Source organism: Streptomyces sp. 12E (genome assembly GCF_055633275.1).
In genome coordinates this window covers 5,102,822-5,121,000 of the sequence record NZ_JBVNCJ010000001.1, presented here as the reverse complement: position 1 = coordinate 5,121,000, position 18,179 = coordinate 5,102,822, and the positions used below count along the sequence as shown (strand labels likewise).

9 protein-coding genes are annotated in these 18,179 nt (G+C 74.8%); 2 read left to right on the top strand and 7 right to left on the bottom strand.

Translation table 11 applies throughout. The annotated features are described in order from the left end of the window. Positions 1 to 13: 13 nt before the first annotated feature. The 3 genes from ACZ8ZB_RS23850 to eccD form a co-directional block, all read right to left on the bottom strand. The gene (locus ACZ8ZB_RS23850; RefSeq protein WP_470739686.1) at positions 14 to 364 is read right to left on the bottom strand and encodes a hypothetical protein; all 351 of its coding nucleotides are present in this window, start codon (positions 362 to 364) and stop codon (positions 14 to 16) included. Between the two features lie 371 nt (positions 365 to 735). Next, a complete protein-coding gene (eccB, locus tag ACZ8ZB_RS23845; RefSeq protein ID WP_470739685.1) occupies positions 736 to 2,208 on the bottom strand; it encodes a type VII secretion protein EccB in 1,473 nt (490 codons plus the stop codon). A gap of 17 nt (positions 2,209 to 2,225) precedes the next feature. Beyond that, positions 2,226 to 3,623, bottom strand: coding sequence for a type VII secretion integral membrane protein EccD (eccD, locus tag ACZ8ZB_RS23840; RefSeq protein ID WP_470739684.1), 1,398 nt, complete (start codon positions 3,621 to 3,623; stop codon positions 2,226 to 2,228). Between the two features lie 300 nt (positions 3,624 to 3,923). Here eccD and eccCa point away from each other — a divergent pair, with 300 nt between their 5' ends. Further along, positions 3,924 to 7,916 (top strand): type VII secretion protein EccCa, encoded by a 3,993-nt coding sequence (eccCa, locus tag ACZ8ZB_RS23835; protein ID WP_470741566.1) that lies wholly within the window; start codon positions 3,924 to 3,926, stop codon positions 7,914 to 7,916. A gap of 209 nt (positions 7,917 to 8,125) precedes the next feature. Here eccCa and ACZ8ZB_RS23830 read toward each other — a convergent pair whose 3' ends face one another. Beyond that, complete coding sequence (locus ACZ8ZB_RS23830) at positions 8,126 to 9,364, bottom strand: S8 family serine peptidase (protein ID WP_470739683.1); 1,239 nt, start codon at positions 9,362 to 9,364, stop codon at positions 8,126 to 8,128. 74 nt (positions 9,365 to 9,438) lie between these two features. Between ACZ8ZB_RS23830 and ACZ8ZB_RS23825 the strand changes: the two genes are divergently transcribed. Beyond that, complete coding sequence (locus ACZ8ZB_RS23825) at positions 9,439 to 12,759, top strand: right-handed parallel beta-helix repeat-containing protein (RefSeq protein ID WP_470739682.1); 3,321 nt, start codon at positions 9,439 to 9,441, stop codon at positions 12,757 to 12,759. A 66-nt stretch (positions 12,760 to 12,825) separates the two neighbouring features. Here the strand turns inward: ACZ8ZB_RS23825 and ACZ8ZB_RS23820 are convergent, their stop codons facing one another. The 3 genes from ACZ8ZB_RS23820 to ACZ8ZB_RS23810 are packed head-to-tail and all read right to left on the bottom strand — an operon-like array spanning position 12,826 to position 18,174. After that, entirely contained in the window at positions 12,826 to 14,106 is a 1,281-nt protein-coding gene (locus tag ACZ8ZB_RS23820; RefSeq protein WP_470739681.1) for a hypothetical protein, read from the bottom strand. 52 nt (positions 14,107 to 14,158) lie between these two features. After that, a complete protein-coding gene (locus ACZ8ZB_RS23815) occupies positions 14,159 to 17,515 on the bottom strand; it encodes a hypothetical protein (protein WP_470739680.1) in 3,357 nt (1,118 codons plus the stop codon). Next, the gene (locus ACZ8ZB_RS23810; RefSeq protein ID WP_470739679.1) at positions 17,512 to 18,174 is read right to left on the bottom strand and encodes a type VII secretion system-associated protein; all 663 of its coding nucleotides are present in this window, start codon (positions 18,172 to 18,174) and stop codon (positions 17,512 to 17,514) included. The genes ACZ8ZB_RS23815 and ACZ8ZB_RS23810 overlap by 4 nt, the downstream gene beginning before the upstream one ends. Between the last annotated feature and the right edge of the window lie 5 nt (positions 18,175 to 18,179).

Sequence of the window (18,179 nt, the reverse complement as noted above, 5' to 3'; positions counted from 1 at the left end):
GGTCCGCCGAAGATCAGTTCGACGACGTGTTGGTGCCGTTGAGCTCGTCGAAGACCTGCGTGGAGCGCGAGTACTCCATGTCGATCGCGTCGTTGCTGGAACCCTGCACCAACCCGTGCTCCTTGAGGGTGTTGTTGAGCTCGTCGACCATCCGGTCCAGGTTGATCAGGATGGTGTCGACGTGCCCGTCCCACTGCTCCAGCAGCCTCTTGTACTTGCCGCCGTCCACGCCGCCGTAGTTCGAGGCGAGCGTGTCCGCCGTGGCCTGGACGTCCTGCTGACGGGTCTGAATGCTGGAGAAGGCCTGTTCCAGCGCCATGATCCCGTCACGGGTGGCTTTTTCCTCGGACTGCTGCATGGCCATGAGAAAACTCCCTTTCGGCGAAACTCACCGGGCTGCGGCCCCTATGTCACCCTGCGGGCAGACAGGGCGCCCCGGCGATCACGGCTGACTCTCGGGGCCATGGGACGCCCAGATGCTAGGCAGGCCTCAACTTGTTTGGCAATTACAGCCGGAACCCCGAACTCCTCTCCTCGGAAGCTCAATTGAGCAATGGTCCGGAATTCGCACCGCTCAAGTGAGCGGCGCGGTGAATCCGGCCGGACAGATCGGGCATTCGGTGAGGTCCGGCGGGCACCGCCGGGCGCTCGGCCAAACGTGAGGTGACCAGGCGTACGCCAAGAATTTCCCTTCCGGACGATCACCGGCAGGGCCCTGCCGCCCCCTCCCGCCCGCTATCGCCCGGGGCACCGCAGCGTCACCCTCGCCTCGCCCTCGGACGCCGCCTCGGGGGTCAGGTCCGGGCCGCTGGGCAGCATCGCCAGCATCGGGGACGGCATCGTCCGCGCCTCGACGCCCTCGTAGCCCAGCGCCTTCACCGCCTCCTGGGACAGCAGCCGGTACTTCACGCCCTCGTCCGTGACCAGGTACGTGGTGTCGCCCAGCGCGCTGCCGCTCGCGCTCAACGCCCGGACCAGCGCGCCCTTTCCGGCCCGTACCGCGATGGAGTCGACCTTCAGGCAGCCCGGTTCGACCTCGGGCGCCGGCGCCTGCGCGGCCGGGGGCAGCGCACCCTCGGGCAGCACCGAGGTGCCCACCCGCACACCGGAGTCCGCGGAGTCGACCTCCGCGCAGGACACGGAGCCGGCGGCGACGGTGACCGCCTTCGGCGGCTGCGCGGGCAGCCTCGCCGGCTCCGGGATCCGTGCGTCGGGGGCGAGGTGCCCGGCCAGGGTGTCCGCGCCGAGCGTCGCCACGGTCGCGGCGCCCCCGCCGTACGCCTTCTCACGGGTTTGCGGATCGCCCAGCAGGAGGGCCGCCTCCGTGTCCGTCAGGGGCACGAGCCCGTCCTTCGTGAGCAGGTGGTGGCGGGCGGCCGAGCCGGGCACGTCGACCTTGAAGAGCTGCCCGATCCTGGTGCTCCGCCCGGCCAGTTCGGGTCCCTTCCCGCCCCGGCCGGAGACCTCGGCGGGGGCCAGGTCGGGTCCCAGCGGGAAGGCGTCGAGGAACGCCGCGGAGACGGGACGCGGGGTGACGTCGCCGTACCCGAGGGCCTCGGCCGCCTTCGCCCGCTCGTCCAGCCGCAGCCGGCTGCCCTGCCACAGCAGGTACGTGGCGTCGTCCGGGCCGGTGACCAGCACGCCCTCGTCCTCGCCCAGCCGCCTGCCGCCGGGCACGTCCTGCGGGGCGTCGGCGCCGAGGGCGAGCGTCGTGGTCACCGTGACGACGCCGGTCGTGCGGGGAAGGACGCCGGAACACACCAGCCACGGGGTGCGGTCCAGATCACCGGTGCCCGGGAGCGCCTCGGGCCCGTCGGGGATGCCGACGGGCGTTCCGTGCGGGGTGCCGGCCAGCGAGGACGTCCCCACCGTGGTGACGCCGATCTCGCCGCCGGTGACCAGCCGGGCCGACGCGTGGTTGCGCACCGGGCGCAGCCGTCCGTCCAGGTACAGGTAGCGCGCGCCGGTCTGCTTGTCGACGATCAGGTTCTCCCCCGAGCGCCACGAGTCGTTGCCGCCGGGCCGCAGGAGTCCGAAGACGAAGGCGCCGGCGCACACCAGCAGGGCGATGATCACGCCGATCGCGGCGCCGCGGTTGGTCCTGCCCAGCGGGCTCTCCGGGGCGTCGGGCTCCGAGCGCAGCATGGCCGAGGCCAGCCGGCCCATGATGAAGAGGTGCGCCTGTACTTGGTCGCGCTTGCTGTGCATGTCGCCGTTCTCCCGGGTCAGCCGTTGATGCCGCGGAGCCAGCCGTAGACGCCCATCGACCAGAGCGTCAGCGGCAGGATGCTGAGGGCGGCGAGTGAGTGCAGCAGCTCGGCCGCGCGCCCCCAGTACGGGACGAGCCGCCGTCCGGGCACGGTCCACGAGGCGATGGTGATCGCGGCGGCCAGCCCCATCAGGCCGGCCGTCAGGGTCAGCCGGTCCGCCGGGGCGAGGGAGCGCGCGGAGACGAACAGCAGCAGGACCGTGCCCCAGGCCCCGGCGGCGGTGAGCGCCAGCCGCTGCCAGACGTTGCCCAGCCCCCGGCTGTGCAGCAGCAGGAGCAGGGAGAGGGCCACGACGGTGAGGATCTCGGCGAGGCCCGGCGCGGCCATGAGCGCCACCAGGCAGGGCAGGCAGACCAGGCCGATGGCGCCGTAGAGGGCGGTCATCCAGCCGTCCGCCAGCGCGGAGCGCGCGTCGACGTCCGAGGAGGAGTACGGGTCGATGCCCTCCTGCAGCTGCTGGACGTTGGTCGGCAGGGGCGGCATCCGCATGCCGGCCAGCCGGAACGACAGCGACGGGACGAACCCGCCGAAGAGCACCACCACGACGGCCACCACGGCGGCCGCCTGCTGCGGCGCCAGGTCCAGGGTGATCAGGGCGGCGCCGAGCGCGCCCGCGGCGGCGACGCAGGCCGCGCCGATGAACAGCGCCGGGTACACGCCGACCGCCGCCAGGGCGAGCACCGCGCCCGCGCCGCCGGCCGCGGAGGCCGCCAGCAGCCGGGCGCCCAGGACGGCCTCGCCGTCGGCGCCGCCCAGGTCGCCGCCGGGCAGCAGCCAGCCCGCCAGGGCGAAGTAGGGGGCCGCCATCAGACCGAGCACCGAGCCGGCTCCGGCGTCCCCGACGGCGCGGGAGGCGGAGCCCGCCCCGGCGATCAGCAGCAGTCCGGCGGCCGAGGCGGCGACGGCCCGCACCCAGCCCGCCGTTCCCGGCATGGCCAGCAGCACGATGCCCAGCGCGAGGGTGACCGCGGCCAGCCCGAGCAGCAGCCGCCGGCCGGCCTGCGGGCTCCAGCCGTGCGGCCTGCGGTCCATGCCGTCGGCGATGCCGTCGACCAGGTCGTCGATGTGCACCTCGGGCAGCGCCTCGGTGCGCGGCCGCAGGTAAAGCTCCTCTCCGTCCCGCAGACCGAGGGAGTCCAAGGTACTCTCGGGGTCGAGCGGTGGGCCGCCGAGCCGCTGGAGCACCCAACCTCCGTGCTCCAGACCGGATTCCTCCAGGTTGTCCCCTCCGTAGCCGATCACTGTGGGCAGCAGATCGGCGACGGGGACGTCGGAGGGCACGGCCAGGTCGACGGTTCTGGCCGGAGCACGTACGGTGACGCGGCACAGGCTTGCCGTCTGGATCTCGGTCATGGGTTCGGGGTTCACACTTTCTGGCGGACCACGCGATACGCGGTGGCTGGAAGGTGGCAGCGGCACACCGGTCGGTCGCCGAACGCGACGGAAAAGTCGGACGGGGCATGCGCCGACGAGTTTGACCGTACGCCGGGCTTTTCGCAACACCACTCCGGGAGTTCGGCGTCACGGCACCTTACGGCCATTTTCCCGATGTCGTCGCGCGGGACTCTGACCCTTTACGGAAAAACCCGCGACGTTCCCGCGAGGTTCCCCCGGAATTCCTTCCGAAATCGTTGAGGAGGACGTTCGTTGAGCGTGATCCTGTTCCGCCGCCCGGCCCGCCGCAAAGGGCCGGAAATGCCGTCGGGGGAACTGAGTCTCCAGGAGCCGCCCACGCTTCCGGAAGTCGTGCCGGACAGTTCCGCGGTGTGGACGTACCTGCCGATGGCGCTGATGTCGGTCTCCATGATGCTGATGTTCATGCGGCCGGGGATGAGCCAGGGCAGCGGCGGTTTCATTTACATCGCGCTCGGTGTGATGGTGATCGCGTCGGCGGGCATGATGCTCGGACAGGTCATGCGCCGCAACGGCGAGCGCAAGCAGCGGATGAAGGGCGAGCGCCGCGACTACCTGCGGTACCTGCGGCAGACCCGGCGCATGGTGCGGGCGTCCATCGTCGAGCAGCAGCGCGCCCTCGCCTGGCGCCACCCGGAACCCGACGCGCTGTCGTCGCTGGTGCGCAGCACCCGGCTGTGGGAACGCCGGTCGTCGGACGAGGACTTCGCCGAGGTGCGGATGGGCGTGGGCGACCAGCGTCTCGCGATGAAGCTGACGCCGCTGTCGACCAAGCCCGTCGAGGACCTGGAGCCGCTGAGCGCGCACGCGCTGCGCAGCTTCACCAAGGCCTACTCCACGGTGCGGGACCAGCCCATCGCGATCTATCTGCGGGCCTGGTCGAAGGTGCTGTTCCGCGGGGACGAGGAGCGGATACGCGCCCAGGTGCGGGCCCTGCTCGCGCAGTTGGCGGTGTTCCACTCCCCCGACGACCTGTGGATCGCGCTGTGCGTCTCGGACGAGCGGCGCTCGCAGTGGGAGTGGGCGAAGTGGCTGCCGCACAGTCTGCACCGGCACGAGGAGGACGGCGCAGGACCGGCCCGCCTGATCGCCTCGGCCTTCACCGAGCTGGAGAACCTGCTCGGCGCCGAGTTCCTGGAGCGGCCGGGCGCCGACCCCGACGCGGTCCCGGGACGTGAGGAGCCGTACACGGTCGTCGTGATCGACGGCTGCACGGTGCCGGCCGGGCACCGCTTCGACGGGCACGGCTTCCGCAACGCGGTGGTGCTCGACCTCACCGGGGCGCTCGCCTGGAAGCCGGGCCGGACCACGCTGCGCCTGGAGGTGGACGAGGGCGGGGTCGCGCTGGTGCGCACCGACCGCGACCGCAAGGAGCAGTCGACGGTGCTCGGACGGCCCGACCGGCTGGGCACGGCGGGGGCGCTGGCGCTGGCCCGGCTGCTGGCGCCGTACCGGATGAGCGTGGGCGGCGACGACTCCAAGCCGCTCGCCGACGACGTCGAGCTGACCTCGCTGCTGAACATCCCCGACCTGCACCGGCACGACCCGGCCACGCTGTGGGAGAAGGCGACCGGCAGCGCCCGGCTGCGGGTGCCGATCGCGGTGAGCGGTGAGGGCCGGCCGGTGGAGCTGGACATCAAGGAGTCCGCGCAGGGCGGTACGGGACCGCACGGCATGCTGATCGGCGCGACCGGCTCCGGCAAGAGCGAGCTGCTGCGCACGCTGGTGCTGGGGCTGGCGCTGACCAACTCCTCCGAGACGCTGAACTTCGTCCTCGTCGACTTCAAGGGCGGCGCCACCTTCCTCGGCCTCGACGAGCTCCCGCACACCTCGGCGGTCATCACCAACCTCGCCGACGAGGTGGCGCTGGTCGCCCGGATGCAGGACGCGCTGCACGGGGAGCTGATCCGGCGGCAGGAGCTGCTGCGCGCCGCCGGGAACTACACCTCCGCGCTGGAGTACGAGAAGGCCCGGCAGTCCGGGACGCCGCTGCAGCCCCTGCCCAGCCTGTTCGTGGTGGTCGACGAGTTCAGCGAACTGCTGGCCTCGCACCGCGACTTCATGGAGCTGTTCGTGATGATCGGCCGGCTCGGGCGCAGTCTCGGGGTGCATCTGCTGCTCGCCTCGCAGCGGCTGGACGAGGGCCGCATGCACCAGCTGGAGAGCCATCTGTCGTACCGGATCGGTCTGCGGACGTTCTCCGCGATGGAGAGCCGGGGTGTGCTCGGTGTGCCGGACGCCTACGAGCTGCCCGCCCAGCCGGGCGCCGGTTTCCTCAAGAGCGGCGTCGACGCGCTGACCCGGTTCCGGGCCGCGTACGTCTCGGGGCCGTACCAGCGGCGCCGGACCGTGGTGCAGGCGCAGGTGGCGCGGCAGGTGGTGCCGTGGACGGCGGAGTGGGTGGTGCCGCGCGCACCCGCGGACCCCGGCCTGGACCCGGCGGGCGAGCCCGACGAGCCGGAACCGGAGGCGCCGGGCGGGGGGGACGGCGGCGAGGAGACGCTGCTGTCGGTGGCGCTCGACCGGCTGCGCGGGGCGGGGCCGCCCGCGCACCAGGTGTGGCTGCCGCCGCTGGGCCGGCCGGCCACCCTGGACCAGATCCTGCCGCCGCTGGCACCCGATCCGCGCTACGGCCTGACCACGGCCGACTGGCCGCTGCGGGGACGGCTCACCGTGCCGGTGGGAGTCGTGGACCGGCCCTTCGACCAGTTGCGCGACCTGCTGACCGTGGACCTGTCGGCGGCCGGCGGCCACGTGGCCATCGCCGGGGGCCCGCAGAGCGGCAAGAGCACGCTGCTGCGGACCCTCATCACCGCGCTGGCGCTCACCCACACCCCGCGCGAAGTCCAGTTCTACTGCCTGGACTTCGGCGGCGGCACGCTGGCCTCGCTGGACGAGCTGCCCCATATGAGCGGGGTCGCGGCACGGGTGGACACCGAGCGGGTGGGCCGTACGATCGCGGAGGTCACCACGCTGCTCGCCCGGCGGGAGCGGTTCTTCCTGGAGCACGGCATCGACTCCATGGCGACGTACCGCAAGCGGCGTGCGGCGGGCGAGTTCCCCGACGAGCCGCACGGGGACGTCTTCCTGGTCATCGACGGCTGGGCCACCGTGCGCCAGGACTTCGACCGGCACATCGCCACGTTCAACGCGCTGGCCGCCCGCGGGCTCAACTACGGCGTCCACCTGATGGTCACCACCGCCCGCTGGGTGGAGCTGTCGTCCTCGGTGCGCGACCAGACCGGGACCCGGCTGGAGCTGCGGATGGGTGATCCGATGGACTCCCAGATCGACTCCCGGAAGGCGGCCACGATCCCGCGCAGCGCGGGGCGGGGGCTGACTCCGGACAAGCTGCACTACCTGTCGGCGCTGCCGCGCGTCGACGGGGTCGAGGACGCCGACGACCTCGCGGACGGGGTCGCGGGGCTGGTCGCCGCGATCGCCGAGAACTGGACGGGGCCGACCGCGCCGCGGGTGCGGATGCTGCCGGCGAAGCTGCCGGTCGAGGAACTGCCGGAGCCGGAGGGCGAGAACGGGCTGCGGATCGCGATCGGCCTGGACGAGAACGAACTGGCGCCGGTGTGGCACGACTTCACCGAGAGCCCGCATCTGATCGTGGTGGGCGACACGGAGAGCGGCAAGACGAACCTGCTGAAGCTGGTCGCGCGCGGCATCACCGAGCGGTACACGCCGGCCGAGGCGAGGATCATGACGGTGGACTACCGGCGGGAGCTGGTGGAGAGCGTTCCCGAGGCGTACCGGCTGGGGCACGCCGTGTCCCTGGACATGCTGAGGGACCTGGTGGACGGGGCGGCGCGGGCGGTCAAGCAGCGGGTTCCGGGCGAGGACATCGCTCCGTCGCGGATGCGGCTGTGCGACTGGTGGCAGGGACCGCGGCTGTTCATCCTGGTCGACGACTACGACATGGTGGGCGGCGGGCCGATGACGCAGCCGTTCGCTCCGCTCCTCGACCATCTGGCGCTGGGGCACGAGGTGGGGCTGCACCTGATCGTCGCGCGGTCGTCGGCGGGGGCGGGGCGCGGGCTGAACGAGTCGTTGCTGCGGAGGCTGCAGGAGGTCAACACGCCCGGACTGCTGATGTCGTGCCCGCCGAGCGAGGGGTATCTCTTCGGGAGTGTGAAGGGGCGGGAGCTGATTCCGGGACGGGCGGTCCGGATCGCCCGGCGCAAGACCTTGCAGGTGCAGACGGGGCTCGTGGAGGACGCGTCGTGAGGCGTCCGTGCGGGGCGGGCCGGGGTGCGCGGGACGCCCGGCGTGGGTGCCGGCCGGGGGGAGTGTGCGCAACCCGGCGCTTGCGGGGTCCCTCCCCCGCTCCCGGCTCCGCTCGAGCGGGGGGGACCCCCGTCGCCCTGGGGGTGCCTCCCGGGCCCTTTCGGGCTCCGGGGGAGGCACGACTGCCCGCGGGAGCGGCGGGGGCGTTGCTAAGGGGTGGTCGGGGGGCGCCAGTTCCTGGTCCTGCCTCGGGGGATGACCGCGCCCAGGGCTGCCAGGAGGAGGACCGTCGTCAGGCCCACGGCCGCGATCGTCAGGGAGCGGTTGTGGGGGGTGGGGTCGGCGGGGGCCGGCATGTGGGCGGGGGCGGGGGTCCGCGCGGAGGGTTCCGTGCGGTCCTGGATCAGGGACAGGGCGGCGTACGGGTCGAGGCGTGGAGTGTCCGACGGGTAGGCGGTGTCGAGGAGGCGGCGGGCGGCCTCGGCCGCCGTGAGGCCGGGGTGGTAGGCGCGGACGAGCGCGGCGGCGCCCGCGACGCCCGCCGCCGCCAGCGAGGCGCCGGAACCGATGTAGTGGCCGGAGCCGGCGGGGCCGACGCTGACCATCTCGCCGCCGGGCGCGGACAGGTCGGGCTCGTGGGCGGGCGGCGCGTTCTTCTGCCGTACGCCGCCGGGGCCGAAGTCCACGACGGCGAGCGCGCCGGGCGCCGCGGCCGGCCAGTACGGGCCCCGGGGCATCTCGCCGTCGGGTCCCTGCTCCTCGCGGGGCACGGCGTCCGGGGCGGCGGGGGCGACGACCAGCGCGTCGCGCCGGGTGGCGTGGGCGACGGCCGCGGTGAGCTCGGCCTTGCCGGTGCGCAGGGTCTGGCCGACGTAGATGACCTGCGCGCCGCGGTCCGCCGCCGTCCGGATGCCGGCGGCCACGCGTTCCACGGAGGGCACTCCGCGGTCGTCGGTGCCCGGCAGGGCGAGGATCTCCGTCTGCGGGGCGACCCCGGTGATGCCGCTGCCCTTCTGCGGTGCGGCGGCGATCAGGCCGGCGGCGAACGTGCCGTGGCCCACGCAGTCCTCGGCCGCCGCGCCGACGGCCTCCACCCTGCCGGACAGGCCGGGGACGCCGGCGGAGACACCGGTGTCGACCACCGCGACGGTCACGCCGCCGCCGCGCGAGATCCGCTGGGCCCGGGACAGCCCGAGCGCCGTCTGCGACCACGCCGCTCCGGTGGCCGTCCGCTCCGAGGCCCCGGTGCACGGGCTGTCCTCGCCGAGCCGGACGGGCAGCGGGGGCAGCAGCGTGGCCCCCGGCTCGCCGGCACCGGGCCCCCCCGACGGTGCGGCCGGGACGGCCGGGGCGGCGGGGAGGGCGAAGGCCGGCCCGCCGAGGGCCGGCAGGACCACGGCGATCGCCAGCACACAGCCCGCACCCCGGCTTTTCATGACATTCCGCATGAGCCGCATGATAGGCACACAAGATGTACGGCACACAACGCCAACTACCGCAGCAGCACAAGGAGGTTCGAGGCGTGGTACGGCAAATACTCACGGTCGGCCCGGAGCGGTCGGACGGATTCCGGACGATCGGTGAGGCACTGGCCCAGGCCCGTACCGGGGCGGTGATCCGGGTCCGTCCCGGCCGCTACGCCGAGAACCTCGTCATCCGGCACCGGGTGACGATCATCGGCGAGGGCGAGCCGGGCACCGTCGAGCTCTGCCCGCGGGACGGCACCGCCGTCACCCTCATGGCCGACGCCGTGATGCTCAGCGCCCTCACCCTCCGGGGCCGCGACAAGGAGGCCGCGGTCGTGGACGTACCGGCCGGTCAGGCCGCCCTCGACGGATGCACCGTGACCGGTGCCGGATGGACGGCGCTGCTGGTCCGCGGCAAGGGGTCACTGGCCGCCCGCGGCTGCCGGATCGGCAACCCCGGCGGCGCCGGGCTCGTCGACTCCTCGGAGTCCGAGAGCGTCGTCGAGGACTGCGTGTTCGAGAACTTCGGCACCTCCGCGGTGGTCATCGGCGAGAGTGCCGGGCCCCTGGTCCGCGACTGCCGCATCCGCGGCGCGCGGGCCAACGGCGTCCTGGCGAGCGGCGAGGCGCGGGGCACCGTGGAGGGCTGCGACATCTCCGGCACCGACAAGCCGGCCATCGCCCTGGAGGGCCACAGCTCGACCCGGGTGCTGCGGTGCGTCGTGCACCACACCTCGGTGGGGCTGCTGGTGACCAGCATGTCCCGCCCGGAGATCGAGGAGACCTCGTTCGAGTCCATCGCGCAGAGCGGCATCGTCATCTCCGGCGGGGCCGACCCGATGCTGCGCGGGTGCGTCACCCGGCGCACCAAGACCAGCGGGCTGCTCGTCCTGGACCGCTCGCGCGGAACCCTGGAGGGCTGCTCGTTCCACGGCTCCACCGAGGGCGCCGTGCGGGTCGTCGAGGGCAGCGCCCCGCTGCTGCGGGACACCGTGGTGAGCGACTGCGCCGACACCGCCGGGGCGGTGCAGCTCTGGGACGACTCCACGGCCGAGTTCGAGCGCCTGGAGGTCCTGGACGCGGCGGGGGTCGGCGTCTCCGTGCGCTCCGCCGCCAACCCCCTGCTGCGTCACGCCCGGATCACCGGCGCGGGCGGTCACGGCGTCGAGTTCACCGACGACGGCCGCGGCCGGCTCGAGCACTGCGAGATCGAGTCCGCCGGCGGCTGCGCGCTGCACATCGACGACGACTCCGACCCCGAGATCAGCGACACCGTGCTGAGCTCCGCCGCCCGCTCGGGCCTGCTCGTCGGCGAACGCGGCCGGGGCACCCTGCGGGACTGCGAGATCGGCGACAGCGCCGACGCCGGGGTCGGGGTGCGGGACGGCGCAGAGATCACCCTGGAGCGGGTCCGGGTGCACGGTTCGAAGGCCCACGGCGTCCAGGTGTCGCGCGGCGGCCGGGCCGTCCTCGACGCCTGTGAGATCACCGGGAGCACGGGCGACGGCGTACGGGTCGACAGCGCCGAACCGGTCACTGTCACCCGGTGCGTCGTGCGTGACAACCGGGGCGCGGGACTGCGCCAGAGCCGCGCGGGCGAACGGCTCACGGTCGAGCTGCTGACCAGCGCGGACAACGGCCTGCCGGACAGCTGGGGCGAGTCCGCCGGGACGGCCGGCGAGGACGGCGCCCCGGGCGGGGCCGGCAAGGAGCAGGAGCCCGAGGGCCCGCTGGCCGAACTGGAGGCGCTCACCGGCCTGGAGAACGTCAAGCACCAGGTGCGCACGCTGGTCAATCTGAACCAGCTCGCCGAGCGCCGGCGGCGGCTCGGCATGCCGGTCCCGTCCATGAGCCGGCACCTGATCTTCGCGGGACCGCCCGGCACCGGCAAGACCACCGTCGCCCGCCTCTACGGCAGCATCCTCGCGGACCTGGGCGTGCTCAGGAGCGGACACCTGGTCGAGGTCGCCCGCGCCGATCTCGTCGCGCAGGTCATCGGCGGTACGGCCATCAAGACCACCGAGGCGTTCAACAGCGCGCTGGGCGGAGTGCTGTTCATCGACGAGGCCTACACCCTCACCGTCGAGGGCACGTCCAACGACTTCGGCCGCGAGGCCGTCGACACCCTGCTGAAACTGATGGAGGACCACCGCGACGACGTGGTCGTGGTGGCGGCCGGCTACTCCGAGCAGATGGAGTCGTTCCTCACCGCCAACCCGGGTCTCGCCTCCCGGTTCACCCGCACCATCGAGTTCGACAACTACGCGGTGGAGGAACTGGTGACGATCACCGAAAGCCTCTGCCACCGGCACCAGTTCGAGCTCGGGCCGCTGACCCGGGAGGCCCTCGCCGTGCGCTTCGAGCAGATGACGCGCGACGCGACCTTCGGCAACGGTCGTGCGGCCCGAGGCGTGTTCGAGGACATGGTGGACCGGCAGGCGTTCCGGCTCGCGGCCATGACCGACCCCGCGGAGCACGACCTGACGCTGCTGCTGCCGCAGGACGTCGGCGACGCGGAGGCGGCGGCCGTCGGCGGCGGCACGGCGCAGGACGCCGACGACGCGTCCGACCCGATGGCCGAACTCACCGCCATGGTGGGGCTCGCCGCGGTGAAGCGGGAGGTCGCCGACCTGGTCAGTCTGCTGACCAACGCCCGGCAGCGGATCGCCGCGGGGCTGCCCGCCCCCCGGATCAGCAACCACCTCGTCTTCAGCGGACCGCCCGGCACCGGCAAGACCACCGTCGCCCGGCTGTACGCCAGGCTCCTGCACTCGCTGGGGGTGCTGCCCCGCGACTCCCTGGTGGAGGTGGCGCGGGCGGACCTGGTGGGCCAGTACATCGGCCACACCGCCCAGCGCACCAAGGACGTCTTCACCAGCGCGCTGGGCGGGGTGCTGTTCATCGACGAGGCCTACACCCTGACCCCCGAGGGGTCGTCCAACGACTTCGGCCGCGAGGCCGTCGACACCCTGCTGAAACTGATGGAGGACCACCGCGACGAGATCGTGGTCGTCGTCGCCGGATACACCGAGGAGATGCAGCGCTTCCTCGCCTCCAACCCCGGCCTGACGTCCCGGTTCTCCAAGTTCGTGACGTTCGAGGACTACAGCACGGACGAACTGGTCACCATCGTGTCCCGGCACGCCGCCGCCTCCGGGTACGAGTGCGCCGACGCCACCGTCGAGGCGCTGCGCGCCCATGTGGACGCCATCCCGCGCGACCGGTCCTTCGGCAACGCGCGGCTCGCCCGGCAGCTGCTGGAGACGATGATGACGAACCAGGCCCGCCGGCTGGGCGGGCTGAGTTCGCCCAGCCTCGCCGACCTCACGACCCTGCTGCCGGAGGACCTGCCCGTCCGGCAGGCCCTGGGGCAGTAGCCCTCCCGGTGAGGACGGACGCCCGCCGGCCGGTGCCGGCGGGCGTCCGCTGCGCTGTCGCGTCCCTCAGAGGTTGAACTTGACGCTCTCCAGCCACACGTCCGGCTCCAGCGACCCGCCGAACCTCCAGCCCTGGGACGACTCGCACAGATAGGCGCCCCAGTCGTGCCCGCCGAGCTTGTGGTGGTGGCAGACGTTGCCGTCGTCGACGCCGATGGCGTAGCCGCTGAGGTTCGGCGCGTTCGGGGCGTCGCTGCCCAGCGTCAGGTCCGTCGCGTCGGCCGCACTCGACCACGCGGTCGTCCAGCCGTCCTTCTGGACGAACTCGTTGGCGGACACCTTCTTGGCGCCGACCACCGCGATGTTGATGGCCGTGATCGGCAGCCCCTTGCCCGACATGGCCCCGTCGCACCTCGGGTTCGTCCAGCCGGCTCCCTTCCTGTGGACCCGGTAGCAGATGTGCCGGCCGGAATCCTCGGCGGCCAGCCGCCGGACGGCGTAGGCGGCGGTGTTCGCCGGGAGCACGGGCGCCTCGTGCTCCTTGATCCGGGGCTTCGCCTTCTCCGTCTTCTCCTCCTTCTCCGTCTTCTTCTCCGCCTCCTTGGGCGACTCGCTGACCGGGGATGCCGGACCCGTCACCGGAACCGCCTTCTCGACGACGGCTTTCGGCTTGGCGGACGGCTTCTTCGTCGAGGGTTCCGGCGTGGGCTCCGCCGGGGCGTAGTCGCCCTTCGGCGCCTCCAGGGGCTCCTCCTCGAGCAGGGTGTCGGACCCGGCGGCCACCGCCACGTCGTCCTTCTTCTTCCGCTGCGAGTCGTCCGTGGCCCAGATCAGCAGCGGCACGGCGAGGAGGACGACGCCCGCGATGCCGGCGGCGGCGAGCAGGGGCTTCCTCGGGTTCCCGGACGGCGGTCCGTCCGCACCGGCGCCGGCGGCAGCGGTTCCGCCGACCCCGGCGGCTGCGACGGCTGCGGCGTCCAGGGCGGCCGGGGCGGCCCGGACGGCGGTGGCCGGCCCGGCGACGCTCCCGCGCTCCGCTTCCGACCGCCGCGGTGCGGCGGACGCGTCGGGGGAGTCGGCCGTCGCGGCCGGTTCCCCGGCCGTGCCGCCCGTGGCGGCGGGCCGCTCGGGAGCGGCCTCGCTCTCGGCGGTGTCCGGGGCCGGCCGTGCCGTCGCCGCTCCCCCGGCGCCGTCCCCGTCCGGCTCCGGTGCGGCCGTACGCCGTGCGGCCGGCACCAGCATCGGGCCGGGGTCGGCGGCCGCCGACCCGAGGGAGACGGCCCTGCGGACGGACGAACCGCCCGTGCCGCCGGACCCCTCGGGGGGCGATTGATCACGTATTGCCATCGTTCTCCTTGGACTGTGGGGTGATGGGTGGTGGTGCCTTCCCCGTCGCGCGCTATCCGTCCTGGCCCACGGGCCCGGAACAGCGTTCCGGCCACTGCGGACCGTCACCGACGCGGAAGCCCTTGGCCAGCGCCTCCTCGAGGTGTGCGAGGGCCTTGAGGTCCAGGCCGCTCAGTTCCTCCGACCCGTCCATGTAGGCGGTCGCGTTCCCGGGAAGCTCACGCAGCAGTACGACGGAGGGGCCCGCGGGCGCGGTCCGCACCCCCAGCACCCGGAAGCCGGTCCCCGGCACGAAGACGATCTCCTCGTGCGTCTCCGTGGGACCGCCCGGCCGGTCGAGCAGTTGCCGTACCTTGCGTCCGGTGACGGACCAGATCGCGTAGCGCACGGGGGACCCGGCGGGGAGCGCCGAGTTCCCGGCCAGGGCGCTGACCGGGGCGGGGTCGTGCAGCAGGGCGCCGACCGCCGGTCCGGGGCCGTCGGCGTCCCCGCCGCGCAGGGCCACGCCCCGGTAGGAGGGCAGTCGGCGCAGGGCGGACGCCAGGCAGCCGGCGTAGGGCAGCAGGCGTCCCTCGCCGGTGTGCAGGTCCCGGATCAGCTCGCGGTGGTGCAGCGGCCCCTCCCCGGCGGTGAGGTAGGCGTGCGCGGCGACCAGGTCGGTGCGCGCCGCCTCCAGTTCGTGGCCGCGCAGGGCGGGCATCCGGGTGAGCACCCGGGACACGGCGGCGGCGTGCCGCTCCCAGGCGCCGGCCGCGGCGTCCCGGAACGCGGCGCGCTCGGCGGCCCCGCTGACGTGTCCGGGCGCGAACGGAAGGGCGGCGCGGTCCGGGGCGGGCGCCGCACCGCTCCGCCCGCGCGGTCCCGTCCCGGCACGGCCGCCGTCCGGCTCCGGGCCGCTTCCCTCACCGGCGGTTCCGGGACGTGGCCCGGCCGGGGAGGCGGGCCGGGGCCCCGCTGCCCCCGGGCCCTGCCCGCCGTCCGGCGCCGCACCGGGCGCGGAAGCCCTCCGCTCGCTCCCGACACCGTCCCCGGTCTCCGGCGGCGCGGCGGTCGCGGCCCCCTCCGCGGACCGCCCCCGTGGACCGGCCTCCGGGGACACGGCGGGCACGGACGTCCCGGGCTCCGCTCCCCCGGGCCCTGCGGCCCCGCCGTCCGGAGGGGAATCCGGCGACGGTACGGGCCCGCCCTCCCGAAGGGATTCCGGCGGCACAGGCCCTCCGGCGCCGGCTCCCGGCCGGCCGGGAGCGTCCGCGTCCACGAGGAGGTCCGGGAAGGCGAGGGGTCCGGCGGCCGAGGGACCGTTCGCTTCGGCGGTCCCGTCGTCCTGAAGGGCGTCCGGGGACCCGGCGGGCGGAAGCGTCGGCGCCCCGGACCCGGCGGCCCGCGGGCCGGCGGCGGCCGTACCGTCGGGGCGGGCCGCTCCGGCGCCGGGTCCGGCGGCCGACGGACCACTCGCCGCCGCACCGGTCCGCCGACGGGTCGCTCCGGCGCCGGCGGACGGAAGGGCGGAGGTCGTACCGGACTCCTGAACCACCCCGCCGGGTGCCGGAGCCCCACCGGGGCCGCCGGCCCGCGGGTCGGCGGCGGCGGTGCCCGTCCCGCGGGCCGCCCCACCGGCCGGCACAGCCCCGCCGGGACCGGCGGCCGGCGGGCCGACGACGGTCCCGCCGGGCCCCCGGCCCACCCCGGCGCCGGACCCGGCGGCCGGCGGAGCGGCGGCCGTACCCGTCCCGCGGGCCGCCTCGCCGAGCGGCGGAGTCCGGCCGGGTCCGGCGGCTCCGGGGCCACCGGCACCCGCACCGGGCGGCACGGCACGGCCCACCCCGGCGGCGGCCGTACCGGCGGCCGTGCCGGGACCGTGGGCCACGGTCGGCGCTGCCCGGCCGGGCCCGACGGCGGGACCGGGCCCGTGGGCCGTCCGGCCGGGCTCCGCGGCCGTCCCCGGCCGGCGGGCGGCCGGGCCGAGGGGCGAGGGCCGGCCGGCGGTGACGTAGCGGATGCCCGGTATGCCGTGTTCGGCGGCCAGGCGGCGCAGGGCGCCGTCGCCCGCCAGGAGCCTGCCGCGGACCAGCAGGGTGGCGCGGGAGCGGACGTCGGTTCCGAGGCCGCGCACGAGGCGGGACAGCGCGGGCAGCAGGGAGTCGTCCAACGGCTGTCCGGGCATGCCCAGTTCGATGGCGCACACCTCCGGGTCGACGGCCGGTCCGAGCGGCCCCGGACGGGGGCCGTCCTGGGTCCACAGGGCGAGGCCGGCCCGGGTCACCGTCGCCTGCCAGCGGTCCGTCAGCCGTACCGTCCCCCGCTCGCCGCCGCCGAGGATCCAGTCGGGCGGGTGGAGCTCCACCGGCCTGGGCACGGGAGCCCGCCCCTCGGAGTCGACCGGCCCGCAGACCACGGACGACACGAACGGCCGCCAGCTCGGCCTGCCGTCCAGCCCGACCAGCGTCGGCCGGGGAGGCGTGCCGGGCGGTGCGTGGTCGTCGAGCAGCGGCAGACCGGTGAGCACCTCCACCTCGGCGCCCAGCAGATCGGCGACCGACTGCCCGAGCCGCAGCAGGTCGCGCCGGCCGCCGGGCGCGAGCCGGGTGCGGGCGCGCTCCGCCTCCGGCAGCCCCTCGAGGACGGCGGCGACCTCGTCGGCGGCGACGTCCTCCGCCTGCGGGGCGCCGACCAGCACCGTCAGCCGCTCGAAGTCGACGGGCACGGAGAAGCACAGGTCGTCGGGGGCCGGTCCGGGCGCCCCGGCCGGGCGGATCACCACGCCCGCCGGGACACGGTCCACGACGCAGCCCCCGGCCGTGCGCGCGGGCACCCCCTCCAGTGCCTCCTCCCAGACGGGCGCCGGGGCGCGCCGGCCCGCCTTCCGGGGCTGCTCGCCGGGCGCGAACCGCCACCACGCGCAGCCGGGTCCGGAGTCGCCGTGGACGAAGAGCGCTCCCCCGGGCGTGATCAGGACGGCCCCGTCCGGAGCCGTCACCTCCAGTTCCCAGGCGTCCGCGATCCTGCGGGCGACGCTGGGCCGGTCCGGCCGGTCGTCACCGGCGCCGGACATCACGAGCCGGACCCGTTCGGTGCCCCGCGCGCGGAGGGAGTCGAGCAGCGCGCCCAGCCGCGCCCAGTGGTCGGCGTCGGGTCCTTTGCCCCCGGCGGCGGAGCCCACGATCACCGTGACGACGTCCGCCTCCCGCCCGACGGCGCCCGCCACCTCGGCCACGACGTCCAGCGGGAACGAGTCGTCCTCGACCGAGCGCACCAGCAGCACGCCGTCGACGTCCTCGACCGGCGGGCCGCCGACGCCCCGGTTCCCGGCGCCGCTCGCGCCGCCGGCCGGGCTCGCCGTGCCGCGGCGGCCCGTACCGGAGCCGGACCTGCGTCCCCGGCCCGGCATCACGGACGACCAGCGGCTCACGCGTCCGTCTCCCGCACCGGGTGGACGGCCTCGGTCAGCACCCGCGCGGTACGGCCCGCGGGCGCGGCGGAGGGCCGCGCCTCCGCGTCCGCGCCCTCCCCGGCCGCGTCGCGCACGGCGCCGGGATCCAGCAGCATGCTCACCGCGGCCGAGGGGTTCAGGTACAGCGCGTGCCCCTCGGGGACGCGCGTCACGAGGTCGTCCACGCCGACGAGTTCGAACGCGAAACGCCCCGTGGTGTGCAGGAACACCGACGAGGTGAACACCGGGACGACCGGCGTCCCGTCCGGCGCCGCCGCACTCAGCAAGCCGCCGCCCGGCGCCGTCAGCACGGCCACCTCGCGTCCCGTCAGCGCGGCCGGCACCGCCTCGCCGGGCCCGTACCCGGTCGACGCGAGCTGGACGGCGCGGTCCACCTCGTCCTCCGGCTCGGGCCAGCCGAGCGCACGCGGGGACGGCCGGTACTCGGGGTTGTCCTCCCACTCGACGATCTCCCCGTCGAGGCCGGACCGCCACCGGCCGGTCATCGCCCACTCCGGGGGCCTCCCCTCCCCGGACCACATCGGGTCGACCACCCCCAGCCAGTGGTCCGGGGCGAGGCGGCCCGCCTCGCGGATGTCGTCCGGAACGGGCGGAAGCGCCTCGTCCTGCTGGCTCATCGCTG